Below are 16,898 nucleotides of genomic sequence, written 5' to 3'. Positions count from 1 at the left end.
ATCTGAAATCAGGCGGAACGACGGATGTCCTTCAACTACTACTACCAAAGCGAGCTGACGGCGCTGCGCCAGCTGGGGCGGCGCTTTGCCGAGCGCAGCCCGGCGCTGGCGCCGTTTCTCGGCCAGGCCGGCCGCGATCCGGATGTCGAGCGCCTGCTCGAAGGTTTCGCCTTCCTCACCGGCCGCCTGCGGCAGAAACTCGATGACGAACTGCCCGAGCTGACCCACTCGCTGATGCACCTGCTGTGGCCGAACTACATGCGCCCGCTGCCGGCCTTCAGCATCCTGCAGTTCGATCCCCTGCGCCAGTCCGGCCCGGCCTTGCGCGTCGAGCGCGATACCCCGGTGGAAGGGCGGCCGATCGACGGTGTCAGCTGCCGTTTCCGCACCTGCTACCCGACCGAAGTGCTGCCCCTGCGCCTGGCTGCGCTGAACTACTCGCTCAACGGGCAGGGCGCGCTGCTCAGCCTGCGTCTGGAGATGAACTGCGACGGCAACCTGGGCGACGTGAAGCTGAGCAAGCTGCGCCTGCACCTGGCTGGCGAGCGCTACATCAGCCAGATGCTCTACCTGAGCCTGCTGCGCAGCCTGGCCGGGGTCGAGCTGATGCCGCTGGACAGCCACGGCAAGCCACTGCTCAACGCCAAGGGCGAACCGCTGCTGCTGCGCGCGCCGGCGGCCAAGGTGCAGCCGGTGGGCTTCGCCGAGGAAGAGGCGCTGATTCCCTATCCGCTGAACACCTTCCGCGGCTACCGCTTCCTGCAGGAGTACTTCGCCTTCCAGGACAAGTTCCTGTTCGTCGACGTCACCGGCCTGGACGTGCTGCAGAGCCTGCCGGAGGAGACCCTCAAGCAGGTGCACGGCGTCGAACTGCGCTTCGACATCCGCCGCGGCGAGGCCCAGCGCCTGCGCCCGACCCTGGACAACGTCAAGCTGTACTGCACGCCGATCGCCAACCTGTTCAAGCACGATGCCCTGCCGATCCGCCTGGACGGCAAGCAGGACGAGTACCTGCTGCTGCCGGCCGAACTCGACCCCGAGCACTGCGGGGTGTTCTCGGTGGACGGCGTGACCGGCTGGAGCCCCGGTGGCCTGGGCTACCAGAACTACGTGCCGTTCGAGTCGTTCGAGCACGATGCCAGTTTCGACGTGCCGGAGAACCGCCCGCACTACAGCATCCGCCAGCGCTCCTCGCTGCTGCATGACGGTCTCGATACCTACCTGAGCTTCGGCGTGCACCAGGCCGAGTCCCACGAGACCCTGTCGATCGAGCTGACCTGCACCAACCAGAACCTGCCACGGCGCCTGAAGCTTGGCGACATCTGCATGCTCAGCGAGGAGACCCCGGAGTTCCTCACCTTCCGCAACATCACCCCGGTCACCGCCAGCTACGCGCCGCCGCTGAACCGCGACTTCCTGTGGAAGCTGATCAGCAACATGTCGCTGAACTACCTGTCGCTGGCAGACGTGGACGCGCTCAAGGTGATCCTCGAGACCTACGACCTGCCGCGCTACTACGACCAGCATGCCGAGAAGGTCAGCCGGCGCCTGCTCGGCGGCCTCAAGTCGATTCGCCACCAGCATGTTGACCGCCTGCACCGGGGCCTGCCGCTGCGCGGCCTGCGCACCGAGCTGACGATCGACCCGGAGGGCTACATCGGCGAGGGCGACCTGTTCGTCTTCGCCTCGGTGCTCAATGAATTCTTCGCGCTCTACGCCAGCCTCAACTCGTACCACGAGTTGCGGGTGAAAAGCACACAGGGGGAGGTGTACCAATGGACACCACGCATGGGCCTGCAACCGCTGCTGTAAGCCGGCTGAGCCGGAGCATCCGCGAGTACTCGCTGTTCCAGGCGGTGCTGCTGGTGATGGAGCAGTTGCGCGAGGCCTACCCGTACCTGGAGGACGAGGCGCTCTACGACCTGGTGGAGTTCCAGGCCAACCCCAGCCTGGGTTTCCCCGGCAGCGACGTCGACCGTATCGAGTTCTTCCACGAGCACGGACAACTGCGCGCGCGCATGCGCTTCAACCTGATCGGCCTGGTCGGTTCCAGCTCGCCGCTGCCGGCGTTCTACGGCGAGCAGGCGCTGGGCGACAACGAGGACGGCAACCCGACGCGGATGTTCCTCGACCTGTTCCATCATCGCCTGCAGCGGTTGCTGCTGCCGATCTGGCGCAAGTACCGCTACCGCGCCAGTTTCGAAAGTGGCGCGCTGGACGGCTTCTCGTCGCACCTGTTCGCCCTGATCGGCCTGGGTGGCGAGGAGATCCGCCGGGCCAAGGAGCTGAACTGGAAACGCCTGCTGCCGTACCTCGGCGTGCTCAGCCTGCGCGCCCACTCGGCGGCGCTGATCGAGGCGGTGCTGCGTTACTACTTCAAGCATGCCGACCTGGTCATCGAGCAGTGCCTCGAGCGCCGCGTGGACATCCTCGAGGAGCAATGCAACCGCCTGGGCCTGGCCAACAGCCTGCTGGGCGAGGACGCGGTGCTTGGCGAGCGGGTGCGCGACCGCAGCGGCAAGTTCCGCATCCATATCACCCAGCTGGACTGGCAGCGCTTTCACGAGTTCCTGCCGATCGGCTTCGGCTACCAGCCACTGTGCGCGCTGACCCGCTTCACCCTGCGCGACCCGCTGGACTACGACATCCGCCTGGAGCTGCGCCGCGAGGAGATCCGCGAACTGCGCATCGGCGAACAGAACGTCTGCCACCTGGGCTGGACCAGTTGGCTGGGTCGCGAGCGCGCCGATGGCGTGGTGACCCTGGGAAGCAAAATTCATTAAGGACCAATGGCCATGATCAACGTAGACCTGCAACAACTCGTCCAGGCACTGGACGCCGACAGCCGCCGCGACCTGGAGCGCTGCGCCGAGCGCTGCGTCGCCCGCGGCGGCAGCAAGATCCTCGTCGAGGACCTGCTGCTGGGCCTGCTCGAGCGCCCTGACAGCCTGCTGCAACGGGCGTTGCAGGACGCCGCGGTGGACGTCGGCGAGTTCAGCGCCGCGCTGCAGCCGAATGTCGAGCACAGCGCCACGCGCAATCCGGTGTTTGCCCCGGAGCTGGTGCAGTGGCTGCAGGATGCGTTGCTGGTGTCCAACCTCGAACTGGGCCAGAGCCAGGTCGACCAGGCCGCGCTGATCCTCGGCCTGCTGCGCAACCCGCTGCGCTATGCCGGCAGCCGTTACCACAAGCTGCTCGGCGGCCTGGATATCGAACGCCTCAAGGGCTATGCCCTGGCCCAGCAACCGGCCGCGCCGAAGGCCGCCGGCGCGCCCCAGGGCGAGTCGATGCTGCAGCGCTTCACCCACAACCTGACCCAGCAGGCGCGCGACGGCAAGCTCGACCCAGTGCTGTGCCGCGACACCTCGATCCGCCAGATGATCGATATCCTCGCCCGCCGTCGCAAGAACAACCCGATCGTGGTCGGCGAGGCCGGCGTGGGCAAGACGGCCGTGGTCGAGGGCCTGGCCGCGCGCATCGTCGCCGGCGAGGTGCCACCGGCACTGCTGGGCGTCGACCTGCTGGCGCTGGACATGGGGCTGTTGCAGGCCGGCGCCAGCGTCAAGGGTGAGTTCGAGCGTCGTCTCAAGGGCGTGATCGACGAGGTCAAGGCCGCGCCGCGGCCGGTGATCCTGTTCATCGACGAAGCCCACACCCTGATCGGCGCGGGTGGCAATGCCGGTGGCTCCGACGCTGCCAACCTGCTCAAGCCGGCGCTGGCGCGTGGCGAGCTGCGCACCATCGCCGCCACCACTTGGGCCGAGTACAAGAAGTACTTCGAGAAGGACCCGGCGCTGGCCCGGCGCTTCCAGCCGGTGCAACTGCATGAGCCGACCGTCGGCGAGGCGGTGACCATCCTGCGCGGCCTGGCCCAGCTGTACGAGAAGAGCCATGGCATCTACCTGCGCGACGACGCGGTGGTCGCCGCCGCCGAGCTGTCGGCGCGCTACCTGACCGGTCGCCAGTTGCCTGACAAGGCCGTCGACGTGCTCGACACCGCCTGCGCCCGAGTGCGCATCAGCCTGGCCGCGGCGCCGGACAGCCTCGAGCGCCTGCGCACCGAGCTGGCCGAGGGCGAGCGTCAGCGCAACGCCCTGCAGCGTGACGCCGAAGCGGGCCTGGAAATCGACCAGGAAGCCTTCGAACGTCTGACTGCGCGGCTGGCCGAAGCGGCCGAACAGGAGCAGGCGCTGAACGTCCGCTGGAGCCGTCAGCGCGAGCTGGCCGAGCAAGTGCTGGCGCTGCGTCAGCAAGTGGCCAATGCCCCGCTGGAGGCGGTCATCGAAGAAGGCGAAGAAGGTGAAGAGGGCGGCGCGGTCGAAACCCGCGCGCAACTGCAACAGCGCCTGGCCGAAACCCACCATGCCCTGCTCGACGCCCAGGCCGAGGAGCGCCTGGTCAGCGCCGAGGTGTGCCCGCGCCTGGTGGCCGAGGTGATCAGCGCCTGGACCGGCGTGCCGCTGAGCCAGCTGGCCCGCGAGCACAACGCCAAGGTGATCAGTTTCGCCGACGACCTGCGCGCCCGTATCCGTGGCCAGGAGCAGGCCGTGCATGCGCTGAACCGCGCCATGCGCGCCACCGCCGCCGGCCTCAACAAACCCGATGCGCCGGTCGGCGTGTTCCTCCTGGTCGGCCCCAGCGGCGTCGGCAAGACCGAGACCGCGCTGGCGCTGGCCGACCTGCTGTACGGCGGCGACCGCTTCATCACCACCATCAACATGTCCGAGTTCCAGGAGAAGCACACCGTCTCGCGCCTGATCGGCGCGCCGCCCGGCTACGTCGGCTACGGCGAGGGCGGCATGCTCACCGAGGCGGTGCGCCAGAAGCCTTATTCGGTGGTGCTGCTGGACGAGGTGGAGAAGGCCGACCCGGACGTGCTCAACCTGTTCTACCAGATCTTCGACAAGGGCGTGGCCAACGATGGCGAAGGGCGCCAGATCGATTTTCGCAACACCCTGATCCTGATGACCTCGAACCTGGCCAGCGACCAGATCAGCGCGCTATGCGAAAACGGCGAGCGCCCGGACGCCGAGCTGCTCGAGCAGCAGATCCGCCCGGTGCTCAGCCGCCACTTCAAGCCGGCGCTGCTGGCGCGCATGCGCGTGGTGCCGTACTACCCGGTCGGTGGCCCGGTGCTGCGCGAGCTGATCGAGATCAAGCTGGGCCGTCTGGGCGAGCGTCTGCAGCGTCGCCAGTTGGCGTTCAGTCACTGCCAGCCGCTGGTCGACCACCTGGCCGAGCGTTGCAGCCAGAGCGAAAGCGGCGCGCGCCTGATCGATCACCTGATCGACACCCATGTGCTGCCCAAGGTGGCCGATCGCCTGCTCGAGGCCATGGCCAGCGGCGAAGCGGTCAGCCGTGTGCATGCCACCCTGGACGCAGACGCCGGCGTGACTTGCGAGTTCGCCTGAGGTGGGAGTGATGTTCACGCACGTGCCGCAACCGCTGGCCTATGCCGAGTCGCTGCTGGACACCTTCAGCGAGCTGGCCCGGGCCACTGACGAGCAGGCGCTGTTGCAGGCGCTGGTACCGGCGGTGGCCGGGCTCAGCGGCTGCTCGCTGGTGCAGGTGTACCTGCTCGACCCGACCCATACCCGGCTCGGGTTCGAGGCCGGCTGGCTCGACGGGCGCCTGCTGGCGCGCGATTGCTCCAGCCTGCCGGCCGACTACAACGGCGAGCAGCTGTTGCAGTTCGCCCTGTGCCAGAACCGCGTGGTGAACATCGCCGATCTCTCCGGCAGCCTGTTCGACACCAGCTTCCTGCCGTGTGAGGCCACCCCCTGGCAGGCGCTGCTGGCGGTGCCGCTGGTGACCTCGCAGCAGCGCGTGGCCGGGGTGATGCTGTGCGTGAACCGCAACCGTGGCGGGCTGGAGGCGTTCGCCGACTCCCTTGGCCAGCTGGGCAGTTTCGCCATGGGCCAGGTGCAACTGCTGCGCCGCCTGCGCCAGCCTGAGCCACAGCCCCAGTCCTCCCGCAGCGTCCCGGTGGCCGCCAGCAGCTACGGCCTGATCGGCCAGAGCCCGGCCATGCGCCAGACCTGCCAGATGATCAGCAAGGTCCTGCACAGCCCCTACACCGTGCTGCTGCGCGGCGAGACCGGCACCGGCAAGGAACTGGTGGCCCGCGCCATCCACGACTATGGCCCGCGCCGTTCCGGCGCGTTCGTGGTGCAGAACTGCGCGGCTTTCCCCGAGAGCCTGCTGGAGAGCGAGCTGTTCGGTTACCGCAAAGGCGCCTTCACCGGTGCCGACCGCGACCGCCCCGGGCTGTTCGACGCCGCCGATGGCGGCACCTTGCTGCTCGACGAGATCGGCGATATGCCCCTGGCGCTGCAGGCCAAGCTGCTGCGCGTGCTGCAGGAGGGCGAGATCCGTCCGTTGGGTTCCAACGTCACCCACAAGATCGACGTGCGCATCATTGCCGCCACCCACCGCGACCTGGCGCAGATGGTCAGCGACGGCCTGTTCCGCGAAGACCTGTACTACCGCCTGGCGCAGTTCCCCATCGAGCTGCCGCCGCTGCGCCAGCGCGCCGGCGACGTCATCACCCTGGCCCGGCACTTCTGCGACAAAGCCTGTGCCTTCCTCCAGCGCAACCCGGTGGGCTGGTCGCAGGCCGCCCTCGATCACCTCGAGGGCTACGCCTTCCCCGGCAACGTGCGCGAGCTCAAGGGCCTGGTGGAGCGGGCGGTGTTGCTGTGCGAGGGCGACGAACTGGGGATCGACCACTTCTCGCTGAGCCTGGCCGAACCACCGCCGGACGACAGCGAACTGAACCTGCGCGAGCGCCTGGAGAAGGTCGAGCGCAGCCTGCTGCTCGATTGCCTGCGCAAGCACGACGGCAACCAGACCCTGGCCGCCCGTGAGCTCGGGCTGCCCCGGCGCACCCTGCTGTACCGGCTCGGGCGCCTGAACATCCAGATCGGCGATTGCGAGGCATGACCGGCATGACCCCGACACCTACCCACTTCACCCCAGGCGCGCCCATGGCGGCGCATGCCTCATCCGTACATGGAGTCGTTCCGATGTTTCACCGTCACTGGCGGGTCACGTTGCTGGCCCTGGTTACCGCATTCGCCCTGGCAGGTTGCGCTGGCAACTACAAGTTCGACGACGACAGCTACCGCCCCCTGGGAGATCCCCAGGCCCTCGAACGTGACAACTGAGCACAAGGAACCCTGACCATGGAACTGGTTTTCGAACTGCTCGACCGGCGCCAGCACGGCCGCACCGACTCGCCGAACAAGACATTCAGCCGCGCCGGTGGCCAGATCGGCCGGGCCAAGGACTGCCACTGGTGCATCGAGGACGACAAGCGCCACCTGTCCAGCCACCACGCGCAGGTCACCTACGAGAACGGCGCGTTCTTCCTGACCGACACCAGCAGCAACGGCATCCGCCTGGCCAGCAGCGGCGCCCAGTTGCACAAGGGCGAGGCCTACCGCATCGAGCAGGGCGCGATCTATCGGATGGGCGACATCGAGGTGCGCGCGCGACTGATCGACAGTGAGCCGGGTGTCGACGTCGGACTGGGCATGCCGGGGGCCAACATCATCCCCGACGATGCCTTCCTCGAACTCGACCCGATCACCGCGCTGGACCAGGAAGAGACACGCCTGCAGCCGATGGACGAGCTGGCCGCCATGGCCATGCCCGAGCCACCGGCACGCCAGCGTGCCGACTACGCGCAGATCGACCGCGAGAGCCTGATCGTGCCGACCCTGGTGCCGGCCGTGGCCCCCGAGCCGGTACCTGCTCCGGCGCCGCGCGAGCGCCGTGACGACGCCTTCTGGCAGCGCTTCGGCGCAGCCCTGGGCATCGACCTGGACGACCTCGACGAGCAGGCCCGCGAAGACCTCGCGGTGCAGGCCGCCGGGCTGTTGCGCCACAGCGTCGCCAGCCTGCAGCAGAGCCTGCGTACCCGCAGCGAGTTGAAGAACGAGCTGCGCCTGTCGCTGACCACGCCGCAAGGCGCCAGTCGCAACCCGATCAAGGCGCCGCTGGAGGCCGACCAGGTGCTTGGCGAACTGCTCAAGCCGCGCCGTGGCGGGCAGTTGTCCGGTGAGCAGGCGGTGTCCCAGGCGTTCCGTGACCTGCAGGCGCACCAGGTGGCCATGCTCGGTGCCAGCCGCCACGCCCTGCGCAGCACCCTGGAGCACTTCGCCCCGGAACAGCTGGTGCTGCAGTTCGAGCGCCAGGGCCGCAAGGGCCTGTTCGCCAGCCGCTGGAAGTCCTACGTGCGCTACCACCAGGCCCTGGTCGGCAACGGGGACTGGAGCGAGCGCCTGCTGGCCAAGGACTTCGCCCGAACCTACGAGGAGCAGGTGCGCCTGATCGCCTCGCTCAATCACGATTCGCAAGGATGATCTTCATGACGCGCATCTCCCGCACGATGCTCAGGGCGACGTGGGCCCTGGCTGCCCTGTTCTGGCTGACCGGCTGCAGCGCCCTGTCGCCGTATTCGACCATGACCAAGCTCGACCTCACCCTGGTCGCCACCGACCAGCTCAACCCGGACATCAACGGCCGGCCATCGCCGGTGGTGGTGCGCCTGTACGAGCTCAAGCGTCCGGTGGCCTTCGAGAGCACCGACTTCTTCAGTCTCTACCAGCGGCCCAAGGAAATCCTGGCGCAGGACATGGTGGCCAGTGAGGAGCACGAATTGCGTCCGGGCGAGACCCTGACCCTCAAGCTGAGCATCGACCCTGAAAGCCGCTTCGTCGGCGTCATGGCCGCCTACCGTGACCTCGACCAGGCGCAATGGCGCCGGTTGCAGGTGATCCGCGCCGGCGAGCGGGTGACGGCGAACCTCTACCTGGACCAGGCCGGTATCCACAATGGCGTGCCGGCAGTGGCACAAGCGGGTGATCGTCGATGAATGTGCACAAGGTAGTCTGGCAGGAGGGGATGCTGCTGCGTCCCCAGCATTTCCAGCACAACGACCGCTACTACGACAGCCAGATGAAGACCCGCACCCAGTTGCTGGGCACCTACACCTGGGGCTTCATCAACCTGGAGATCGACCTGCAGTTCCTCAGCATGGGCAAGCTGGTGATCAGCCGTGCCGCCGGCATCCTGCCCGACGGCAGCCTGTTCGAGCTCGACGGCAGCAGCGAGCCGCTGGCCCTGGACGTGCCGCCGAACACCGGCGCCACGCCGATCTTCATGGCCCTGCCGCTGGTCACCGGCAACCACATCGAGGCGCGTCGCCCCGAGCAGTCCGATGTGCTGACCCGCTACACCACCTACGAGCTGGACGTGTCCGACTCCAACGCCGGCGACGACAACAGCAGCCAGATCAACTGCGCGCGGCCCGACTTCCGCCTGCTGCTCGGCGAGCAGCAGACCGACCAGGCCTACGTCAAGCTCAAGGTCTGCGAGATCCTCGACACTTCGCCGGACGGGGTCATCAGCCTCGACCCGGACTTCGTGCCGACCTTCATCCGCACCCATTCGTCGGTGTATCTGCTGTCGTGCCTGAAGGAAGTCATCAGCATGCTGGCGCTGCGCGGCGACACCCTGGCCGAGCGCATCCGTTCCAACGGCAAGGTCGGCGGCGCCGAAGTCGGCGACTTCATGATGCTGCAACTGATCAACCGCACCGAGCTGCTGCTGCGTCACTACCTGAGCCTGGAGCAGGTGCACCCCGAGGAGCTGTACCGCACCTTCCTGATCATGCTCGGCGACCTGTCGACCTTCTCCAGCGATACCAAGCGCCCGCGCCTGGACGCGCGCTACCAGCACAGCGACCAGGGCGCGAGCTTCCGCAAGCTGATGGAGTCGATTCGCCAGGTGCTGTCGATGGTGCTCGAGCAGCACGCCATCGAGCTGGAACTGCAGCAGCGCCAGTACGGCATTCTGGTCTCGCCGCTGCACGACCCGGGCCTGCTCACCACCGCCTCGTTCGTGCTGGCCGCCAGCGCCAACTGCGAGTCCGAAGAGCTGCGCCAGCGTCTGCCGTCGCACCTCAAGGTCGGCCCGGTGGAGCGCATCCGCCAGCTGGTCAACCTGCACCTGCCGGGGCTCAAGGTCAAACCGCTGCCGGTGGCACCGCGACAGATCCCGTTCCACGCCAACAAGACCTACTTCATCGTCGAACTCGATGCCGCCGATCGCGCCAAGATGGACGGCTCCGGCGGCTTCGCCTTCCACGTCACCAGTGAGTTCTCCGATCTCGAACTGAAATTCTGGGCCATCAGGAACTGAGCATGAGCAAGGACATGGAACATTCCCAGGACGACAAGACCGTCCTGTTCAACCAGGATGGCTCGGCACCGGAAGGTCAGGCACTGACGGCCCTGGGCAGCTCGGCACGGGCCGAGCCGCTGGAGCAGCGCGTGGTCTATTCGGCGCGCCTGCCGTCCAGTGGCAGCTTCAGCGTCGGCCTCAACCCGCTGGTGGCCGCCGCCGGCGAGCTGCTTTCGGAGGTGGTGCGACTCAAGCACAGCGAGACCGCCGAGGACCTGCAGCTTCTCAAGGAGCGCCTGAGCGGCTGCATCCGCACCTTCGAGGCACGCACCCACTACGAGGGCGTGGAGAACAGCCAGGTCACCGTGGCCCGTTACCTGCTGTGCACCGTGGTCGACGAAGCAGTGGTGACCACGCCGTGGGGCAACGAGAGCCAGTGGTCGCAGATGAGCCTGCTCAGTGCCTTCCACAACGAGACCTTCGGCGGCGAGAAGTTCTTCGCGCTGCTCGATCGCATGTCGAAGAACCCGGTCAAGCACCTGCCGATGCTCGAGCTGATGTACCTGTGCCTGTCGCTGGGCTTCGAGGGCAAGTACCGGGTCATCGACCGTGGCATGTCCGAGCTTGAAGGCATCCGCGACGCGCTGTTCCGGCAGATCCGTCAGCTGCGCGGCGATGTGCCGCGCGAGCTGTCGCCACGCTGGGAAGGCCTCGACCAGTTGCGCAACAGCCCGGTGCGCATCGTGCCGTGGTGGACGGTGGCGCTGTTCACCCTGGTCTGCCTGGTGGTGATGTATTCCGGTTTCGCCTGGGTGCTGGGGGAACAGCGCGCGACCGTCCTGCAACCCTTCCAGACGCTTGAGCAGAGTGCGGCCCAGCCGCGGCCGTGACACAAGGACCTGTGATGAAGAATTTTTTCAAGAAAGTCGGCGCCTTCCTCGCCCGCACCTGGGTCTGGAGCCTGCTGCTGGTGCTGGCCCTGGCGCTGCTGGTGTGGTTCGCCGGACCGCTGCTGGCGGTGGCCGAAAACAAGTTCTGGGAAGAGGCCGCCGCGCGGTTGCTGACCATCAGCGTGCTGTTCCTGGTCTGGGGCCTGTGGATGGTGTTCGCCAGCTGGCGCGCCAACAACCGCAAGCAGGTCGAGCTGGAGAGCGAGGACGGCCGCGAGCGCCTGGAGCGCGAGGAACGCAAGGAAGAGGAGGGCAAGGAGATCAAGGCCCGCTTCAGGCACGCCTTGTCCACCCTCAAGCACTCGAGCCTCTACGGTGGCCGCAGCGAACGCTGGCGCCGCGACCTGCCCTGGTACCTGGTGCTCGGCCCGCAGGGCGCCGGCAAGACCAGCCTGATCGACCATTCCGGGCTGGAGTTCCCGATCAACGCGCTGGAGCGCAAGCTCTCCCGTGATCCGGCCAGTGGCGACTTCTGCGACTTCTACTTCGCCGAACAGGCCGTGCTGGTGGATACCGCCGGGCGCTTCCTCAACCAGTCCGACAGCGAGATCGACGGCCATGCCTGGCGCGTGCTGCTCGACCAGCTGCGCCTGCGTCGGCGCAACCGTCCGCTCAACGGCGTGGTGATCACCGTGCCGCTGGACACCTTGCTCGGTGGCGAGGCGGCGGTCAGCGATCTGGCGCAGAAGGTACGCTCGCGTCTGCAGGAGCTGCGCCAGCGTCTGCACGTCGAGGTGCCGGTATACCTGGTGCTGAGCAAGACCGACCGCCTGCAGGGCTTCGACGCATTCTTCGACCAGCAGTCGCGGGAAGAGAACGAGCAGGTGTTCGGCATCACCTTCGGCAAGGGCCAGAACGGCGCCGACACCGAGCTGCTGGCCAAGGAGTTCCAGGGGCTGCTGCAGCGCCTGGGCGACCAGGTCACCCAGCGCATGCACCACGAACGCAACACCCTGCGCCGGGCGCGGATCCTCGACTTCCCGCACCAGCTGGGCCGTATCGGCGACCAGCTGTGCCTGCTGGTCGACGCCGCCTTCACCGGCAACCGCTACCAACGCGCCAGCCAGTTGCGCGGCTTCTACCTGACCAGCGCGCCACACCAGGCGCCGCGGGTCGACAGCGACAACGGCTTCAACCCCGGCCAGCCTGGGCGTGGCGCGCCCCAGGGGCGCTCGCGCTTCATCCTGCAACTGTTCAGCCGGGTGATCTTCCCCGAATACGACCTGGCCGGTCTCGACCAGCGTGAACGCCGGCGCATCCACTGGGGCCAGCGTGCGGTCTACCTGGGCGCACTGGGTGCGCTGGTGCTGTTCGGCATGCTCTGGGCGGGCAGTTTCTCTGGCAACCACGAGCGCCTCGAACAGGTGCGCGAGCTGGGTCGCCAGTGGCAGCGCCAGCACCAGGGCCTGGATGCCCGCGACGACGCCCTGGCCGCGCTCAAGCCGTTGGACACGGCCTGGCAGGCCGCCCAGGTGTTCCCTGCCAGTGGCGATGTCTCGTTGCTGCAACGCAATGGCCTGTACCAGGGCGAGCCGGCCAACGCGGTGCTGCAGCCGGCCTACCAGCGCGAGCTGGAGAACGTCCTGCTGCCACGGGTGGCGCAGATGGTCGAAGGGCAGATCCGCAGCAACCTGAAGAACCGCGAGCGCCTGCTCAACAGCCTGCGCGCCTACCTGATGCTCGGCCTGCCCGAGCGCCGTGACCAGGACTGGCTCAAGGATTGGGTGGCCAACGGCTGGTCGCAGCGCTATACCGGCAACACCGCCGTGCAGGAAGGCCTGAACGCGCACTTCGGGCGCCTGCTCGAGCAGCCGTTCACCTATCCGCTCAACGACGCCCTGGTGGCCCAGGCACGCCAGGTGCTGCGTGCCGAGTCGCTGGCCAGCGTGGTCTACCGCGTATTGCGCGAGCAGGCCCGCAGCCTGCCGGAGTACCGCCTCAGCCAGCAGCTCGGCCCGCAGGCCAGTCAGTTCGTCGGCATCGACTACCCGATCCCCGGTTTCTATACCTCCCAGGGCTACCAGCAGTACTTCTCGGTGCAGGGCGCCAACCTGGTCAACGATATCCTGCGCGACAACTGGGTACTGGGCGAGGGCAGCGGCATCAGCGACATGGACATGCGCCGGCTGATGGTCGAGCTGGAGCAGTTGTATTTCCGCGACTACGCCAACTACTGGGGCGAGGCGGTCAACCAGGTCGGGCTGATCCCGTTCAACGATGCCGGCGAAGGCGCCGACCAGCTGTCGGCACTGACCGCCGCCAACTCGCCGTTGTTGCTGTTGCTCACCGAGGTACGCGAGAACACCCGCTTCCCGGTGCTGCCGGAAACCCCGGACGAGGGCACCGAGGCGGCGCAGGCCGCCGCAGGCAAGGCCGCGACCAAGAAGCTCGGCAAGAACGGTGCGGCCGTGGCGGGCGCAGTGGCCGGCAAGGCCCGCGACGCCCTGGCCAAGAAGCCGCTGCCGGACACCGCGCGCATGGCCCTGCAACGGCGTTTCGAGCCGCTGCACCGGCTGCTCGACGACAACAACGGCCCGGGCCCCGACCTGGCGCCGACGCTGCAGGCGCTCAACGACCTGCAGCAGCAGTTGGCCAGCCTGGCCCGTTCCAACCAGGCCGAGGAAGCCTCGTACCAGATGGCCAAGGCACGCATGTCGGGGCAGCGTGATGCCCTGAGCAGCCTGCGCAACGGCACCGCGCGCCTGCCGCGTCCGGTGGCCGGCTGGTTCAACCTGCTGTCCGACGACATCTGGCGCATGGTGCTCAACGACGCCTACAGCTACCTCAACCAGCGCTACCAGAACGAGCTGTACAGCTTCTACGGCCGTGCCATCGAGTCGCGCTATCCGTTCAACGCCCATGGCACCAGCGATGTGGCGATCAGCGATTTCCGCGAATTCTTCAAGGCCCAGGGTGTGGCGGATCGCTTCTTCGACACCTACATGCGTCCGTTCGTCAGCGGTGAGGCCGGCACCTACCGCCTGCGCAGCCTCGACGGCCAGAGCCTGCCGATGGCCCGGGCGTTCCTCGAACAGATGGGCACCGCCCAGACCATCCGCCAGAGCTTCTTCGCGCAGAACCCGGAAGAGCCGCAGGTGCAGTTCAAGCTCGAGCCATACACCCTCGATCCGTCGGTGAGCCGCGCCGAGTTCCGCTTCGGCGACACGGTGATCGACTATCGCCATGGCCCGATCGTCTCGACCAGCCTGAAGTGGCCGACCGAGGCCCAGGACGGCAACAGCAGCCTGACCCTGGAGCAACTCAGCGGCCGACCGATGGCGCTGGAGAAGAACGGTGGCCCGTGGTCGTTGTTCCGCCTGCTCGACCTGATGCAGACCGAGTACCTCAAGGGCCGCGACACCATGGTGCTCAAGGCCAATGTCGGCGGCATGCGCGCCAATTACCTGCTGACCAGCCAGCGCGCGCCGAACCCGTTCGACATGAGCGTGCTGCGCGGCTTCCGCCTGCCAGGGGAGCTGTGATGCCAGCCGCCACCCCCTGGCGCAGCGCGGCGCGTACCGACCCGGGCAAGGTCCGGGCGCGCAACGAGGACGCTTTTCTCGATTGTCCGCAGCAAGGGCTGTGGGCGGTCGCCGATGGCATGGGCGGGCACGAGGCCGGCGATGTCGCCAGCCAGATGATCGTCGAGAGCCTGGCCGAACTGCCGGCCAGCAGCAGCTTCGACGAGCGCGTGGTCGCCGTGCGCCAGTGCCTGCACTGGATCAACCGGCGCCTTGGCCAGGAGCTGACGGTGAGCGTCGAGGGCCAGGCGCGGATCATCGGCAGCACCGTGGTCGCCCTGTTGCTCGAAGGCCGCCGCGGCGCCTGCGTGTGGGCCGGCGACAGCCGCTGCTACCTGTGGCGCGGCCAGCGTCTGTACCAGCTGACCCGCGACCATTCGCTGCAGCAGCAACTGATCGACAAGGAGCGCATGAGCGCCGAGCAGGCCCGTGTACATCCCTCGGCCCGGGCCCTGACCCGTGCCGTGGGCGCCAGCCCCAGCCTGACCTTGGAAGTGCTGGAGTTCGAGGCTCAACCGGGCGATGTGTTCCTGCTGTGCAGCGATGGCCTCTACGACGGCCTGGAAAGCGGCGGCCTCGGCCACGCCCTGGACCTGGCTTCGCCCGGCGAAGCCCTGCAACGCCTGTTCGATACCGCCCTGGGCGGTTCGGCGAAAGACAACCTGACCGCAGTGGTGATCCACCGATGAACCCTGGCAGCGGCGATGCGCTGGATGTGCTCGAAGCCCTCGAGCAGGACAACGAGTCGACCTACTTCGCATTCACCCAGGCCAGCGAGCCTGAGCCCGCGCGCAGCGGCAAGCCCCGCCGCAAGCGGCGGGGCAAGGGCCGTGGGCAACCTGCCGTGGCGGTGCCGGCGAGCCCTCCGGTACGCGCGCTGGCGCCACTGCCCGAGGTGCTGGCCGGCCGCTATCGCCTCGAGCGTCTGCTCGGGGCGGGGGGCATGGGCCGGGTATACCGGGCCCGCGACCTGCTGCAGGAGCGTTTCGGTGATCCGCAGCCGCTGCTGGCGCTGAAGCTGATGAGCGACCAGCTGGCCACGGCGCCGGATGCCAATGCGCTGCTGTTCAACGAGTACGCCCTGACCAGCCGCCTGCGTCATCCCAACTTGGTGCGCCTGCAGGGCTTTGCTGTCGACCCGGAGACCGAGCGCGGCTTCATCACCATGGAGTTGATGCGCGGTACTTCGCTCGACCGCCTGCTGTGCGACCAGCCGCTGGGGCTGGGCTGGCCCCAGGTATGCGAGATCGCCGTGCCGCTGCTCGATGCCCTGGCCTGCGTGCATGGGCAAGGTGTGGTGCATGGCGACCTCAAGCCGAGCAACGTGATGCTCACCGACGATGGCCTGCGGCTGTTCGACTTCGGCCTGGGCATGGCCCTGGAAGGACCGTTGGCCGGCCTGCCGCACCTGAGCCATGGCCGTTTCGAGGCGTGGACCCCGGCCTATGCCGCGCCCGAGCTGTTCGAGGGCGGCACGCCGAGTACGGCCAGCGACCTGTATGCGGTGGCTTGCGTGCTGTACGAGCTGGTTACCGGGCGTCATCCGTTCGACCGGGTGTTGTCGCTCAAGGCGCGTGAACAAGGCCTGCAACACAGCCTGCGCACGCCGGAGGGCATGCCGGGCAAGGCCTGGTCGGCGTTGCGCAAGGCCCTGGCCTTCGATCCTGGGCAGCGCGACATCGGCGCCGGGCAACTGCGCGACGCCTTTGCTGCGCGCGGATTCTGGGCGAGGTTCGGGCGGTAACGTGGAAACGCTACGGGATCTGGGACTGGCTACGGTGATCGCGTTGGCGCAAGACGGGAATCCTGAACTTTGGGTCAACTGCGCAAGAAGTTGCGCACTCAAATGTGGATAAGTGTGTGGATAGTTCGATGCAGCCCTTGGTAATCGTCATGTACAGCCAACTGCGCAACTTTTTGCCACCACTGCGCAAGAAGTTGCGCAACTTTTGAATGGTTCAAGTTGAAAAGAGCATCTAAATGGATGTGCGTGCTTTGTAACTATCTGTTTTTAATTGATAAATAAAAACTGGCACGCCCTTTGTATTACCTAGTCGCCCCGAGGTGGCAAATTCCTGCCACCCGGCGACTATTTCTCAAGCAAGGAGAGCGACACATGGCAACTCCCGCCTACATGGCCGTCACCGGCGAAAAACAAGGTCTGATCACCGCTGGCGCCTTCACCGCCGACTCGGTGGGCAACACCTACCAGGAAGGCCACGAAGACCAGGTCATGGTC

General features: G+C 67.3%; 13 protein-coding genes. All 13 read left to right on the top strand.

What is annotated here, in order from left to right; translation table 11 throughout:
• Nucleotides 1-24 precede the first annotated feature (24 nt).
• On the top strand, nt 25-1,812 hold the full coding sequence (gene tssF, locus F3J43_RS21370) for a type VI secretion system baseplate subunit TssF (RefSeq protein ID WP_166891728.1): 1,788 nt from the start codon (nt 25-27) through the stop codon (nt 1,810-1,812).
• On the top strand, nt 1,776-2,783 hold the full coding sequence (gene tssG / locus F3J43_RS21365; protein WP_166891725.1) for a type VI secretion system baseplate subunit TssG: 1,008 nt from the start codon (nt 1,776-1,778) through the stop codon (nt 2,781-2,783). Before tssF ends, tssG begins: the two co-directional genes overlap by 37 nt.
• A gap of 12 nt (nt 2,784-2,795) precedes the next feature.
• Entirely contained in the window at nt 2,796-5,411 is a 2,616-nt protein-coding gene (gene tssH / locus F3J43_RS21360; protein WP_205298021.1) for a type VI secretion system ATPase TssH, read from the top strand.
• Nucleotides 5,412-5,421: 10 nt separating this feature from the next.
• A complete protein-coding gene (locus F3J43_RS21355) occupies nt 5,422-6,942 on the top strand; it encodes a sigma 54-interacting transcriptional regulator (protein WP_166891719.1) in 1,521 nt (506 codons plus the stop codon).
• An 83-nt stretch (nt 6,943-7,025) separates the two neighbouring features.
• Entirely contained in the window at nt 7,026-7,166 is a 141-nt protein-coding gene (locus tag F3J43_RS21350; RefSeq protein ID WP_166891716.1) for a type VI secretion protein, read from the top strand.
• A gap of 18 nt (nt 7,167-7,184) precedes the next feature.
• Nucleotides 7,185-8,366: a type VI secretion system-associated FHA domain protein TagH gene (gene tagH, locus F3J43_RS21345; RefSeq protein ID WP_166891713.1), complete on the top strand. Its 1,182-nt coding sequence runs from the start codon at nt 7,185-7,187 to the stop codon at nt 8,364-8,366.
• Nucleotides 8,367-8,371: 5 nt separating this feature from the next.
• Nucleotides 8,372-8,878 (top strand): type VI secretion system lipoprotein TssJ, encoded by a 507-nt coding sequence (gene tssJ, locus F3J43_RS21340; RefSeq protein ID WP_166891710.1) that lies wholly within the window; start codon nt 8,372-8,374, stop codon nt 8,876-8,878.
• Complete coding sequence (gene tssK / locus F3J43_RS21335) at nt 8,875-10,206, top strand: type VI secretion system baseplate subunit TssK (protein WP_166891706.1); 1,332 nt, start codon at nt 8,875-8,877, stop codon at nt 10,204-10,206. Before tssJ ends, tssK begins: the two co-directional genes overlap by 4 nt.
• A 2-nt stretch (nt 10,207-10,208) precedes the next feature.
• On the top strand, nt 10,209-11,078 hold the full coding sequence (icmH, locus tag F3J43_RS21330) for a type IVB secretion system protein IcmH/DotU (protein WP_166891687.1): 870 nt from the start codon (nt 10,209-10,211) through the stop codon (nt 11,076-11,078).
• A gap of 14 nt (nt 11,079-11,092) precedes the next feature.
• The gene (gene tssM / locus F3J43_RS21325) at nt 11,093-14,620 is read left to right on the top strand and encodes a type VI secretion system membrane subunit TssM (RefSeq protein WP_166891684.1); all 3,528 of its coding nucleotides are present in this window, start codon (nt 11,093-11,095) and stop codon (nt 14,618-14,620) included.
• A complete protein-coding gene (locus tag F3J43_RS21320; protein ID WP_166891666.1) occupies nt 14,620-15,348 on the top strand; it encodes a PP2C family protein-serine/threonine phosphatase in 729 nt (242 codons plus the stop codon). The genes tssM and F3J43_RS21320 overlap by 1 nt, the downstream gene beginning before the upstream one ends.
• Nucleotides 15,345-16,403, top strand: coding sequence for a serine/threonine-protein kinase (locus F3J43_RS21315; protein ID WP_166891663.1), 1,059 nt, complete (start codon nt 15,345-15,347; stop codon nt 16,401-16,403). Before F3J43_RS21320 ends, F3J43_RS21315 begins: the two co-directional genes overlap by 4 nt.
• 372 nt (nt 16,404-16,775) lie before the next feature.
• Nucleotides 16,776-16,898: type VI secretion system tube protein TssD (gene tssD / locus F3J43_RS24190; RefSeq protein WP_166891659.1), on the top strand; the 123-nt coding region annotated here is incomplete at its 3' end.

Source organism: Pantoea sp. Cy-639 (genome assembly GCF_011752525.1).
Classification (GTDB): domain Bacteria; phylum Pseudomonadota; class Gammaproteobacteria; order Pseudomonadales; family Pseudomonadaceae; genus Aquipseudomonas.
This window is presented reverse-complemented; position numbering and strand designations above follow the sequence as displayed.

Excerpts from the sequence above, each read along its gene's own strand:
- tssF (WP_166891728.1), top strand. The coding sequence starts at position 25 with ATGTCCTTCAACTACTACTACCAAAGCGAGCTGACGGCGCTGCGCCAG.
- tssG (WP_166891725.1), top strand. The coding sequence starts at position 1,776 with ATGGACACCACGCATGGGCCTGCAACCGCTGCTGTAAGCCGGCTGAGC.
- tssH (WP_205298021.1), top strand. The coding sequence starts at position 2,796 with ATGATCAACGTAGACCTGCAACAACTCGTCCAGGCACTGGACGCCGAC.
- F3J43_RS21355 (WP_166891719.1), top strand. The coding sequence starts at position 5,422 with ATGTTCACGCACGTGCCGCAACCGCTGGCCTATGCCGAGTCGCTGCTG.
- F3J43_RS21350 (WP_166891716.1), top strand. The coding sequence starts at position 7,026 with ATGTTTCACCGTCACTGGCGGGTCACGTTGCTGGCCCTGGTTACCGCA.
- tagH (WP_166891713.1), top strand. The coding sequence starts at position 7,185 with ATGGAACTGGTTTTCGAACTGCTCGACCGGCGCCAGCACGGCCGCACC.
- tssJ (WP_166891710.1), top strand. The coding sequence starts at position 8,372 with ATGACGCGCATCTCCCGCACGATGCTCAGGGCGACGTGGGCCCTGGCT.
- tssK (WP_166891706.1), top strand. The coding sequence starts at position 8,875 with ATGAATGTGCACAAGGTAGTCTGGCAGGAGGGGATGCTGCTGCGTCCC.
- icmH (WP_166891687.1), top strand. The coding sequence starts at position 10,209 with ATGAGCAAGGACATGGAACATTCCCAGGACGACAAGACCGTCCTGTTC.
- tssM (WP_166891684.1), top strand. The coding sequence starts at position 11,093 with ATGAAGAATTTTTTCAAGAAAGTCGGCGCCTTCCTCGCCCGCACCTGG.
- F3J43_RS21320 (WP_166891666.1), top strand. The coding sequence starts at position 14,620 with ATGCCAGCCGCCACCCCCTGGCGCAGCGCGGCGCGTACCGACCCGGGC.
- F3J43_RS21315 (WP_166891663.1), top strand. The coding sequence starts at position 15,345 with ATGAACCCTGGCAGCGGCGATGCGCTGGATGTGCTCGAAGCCCTCGAG.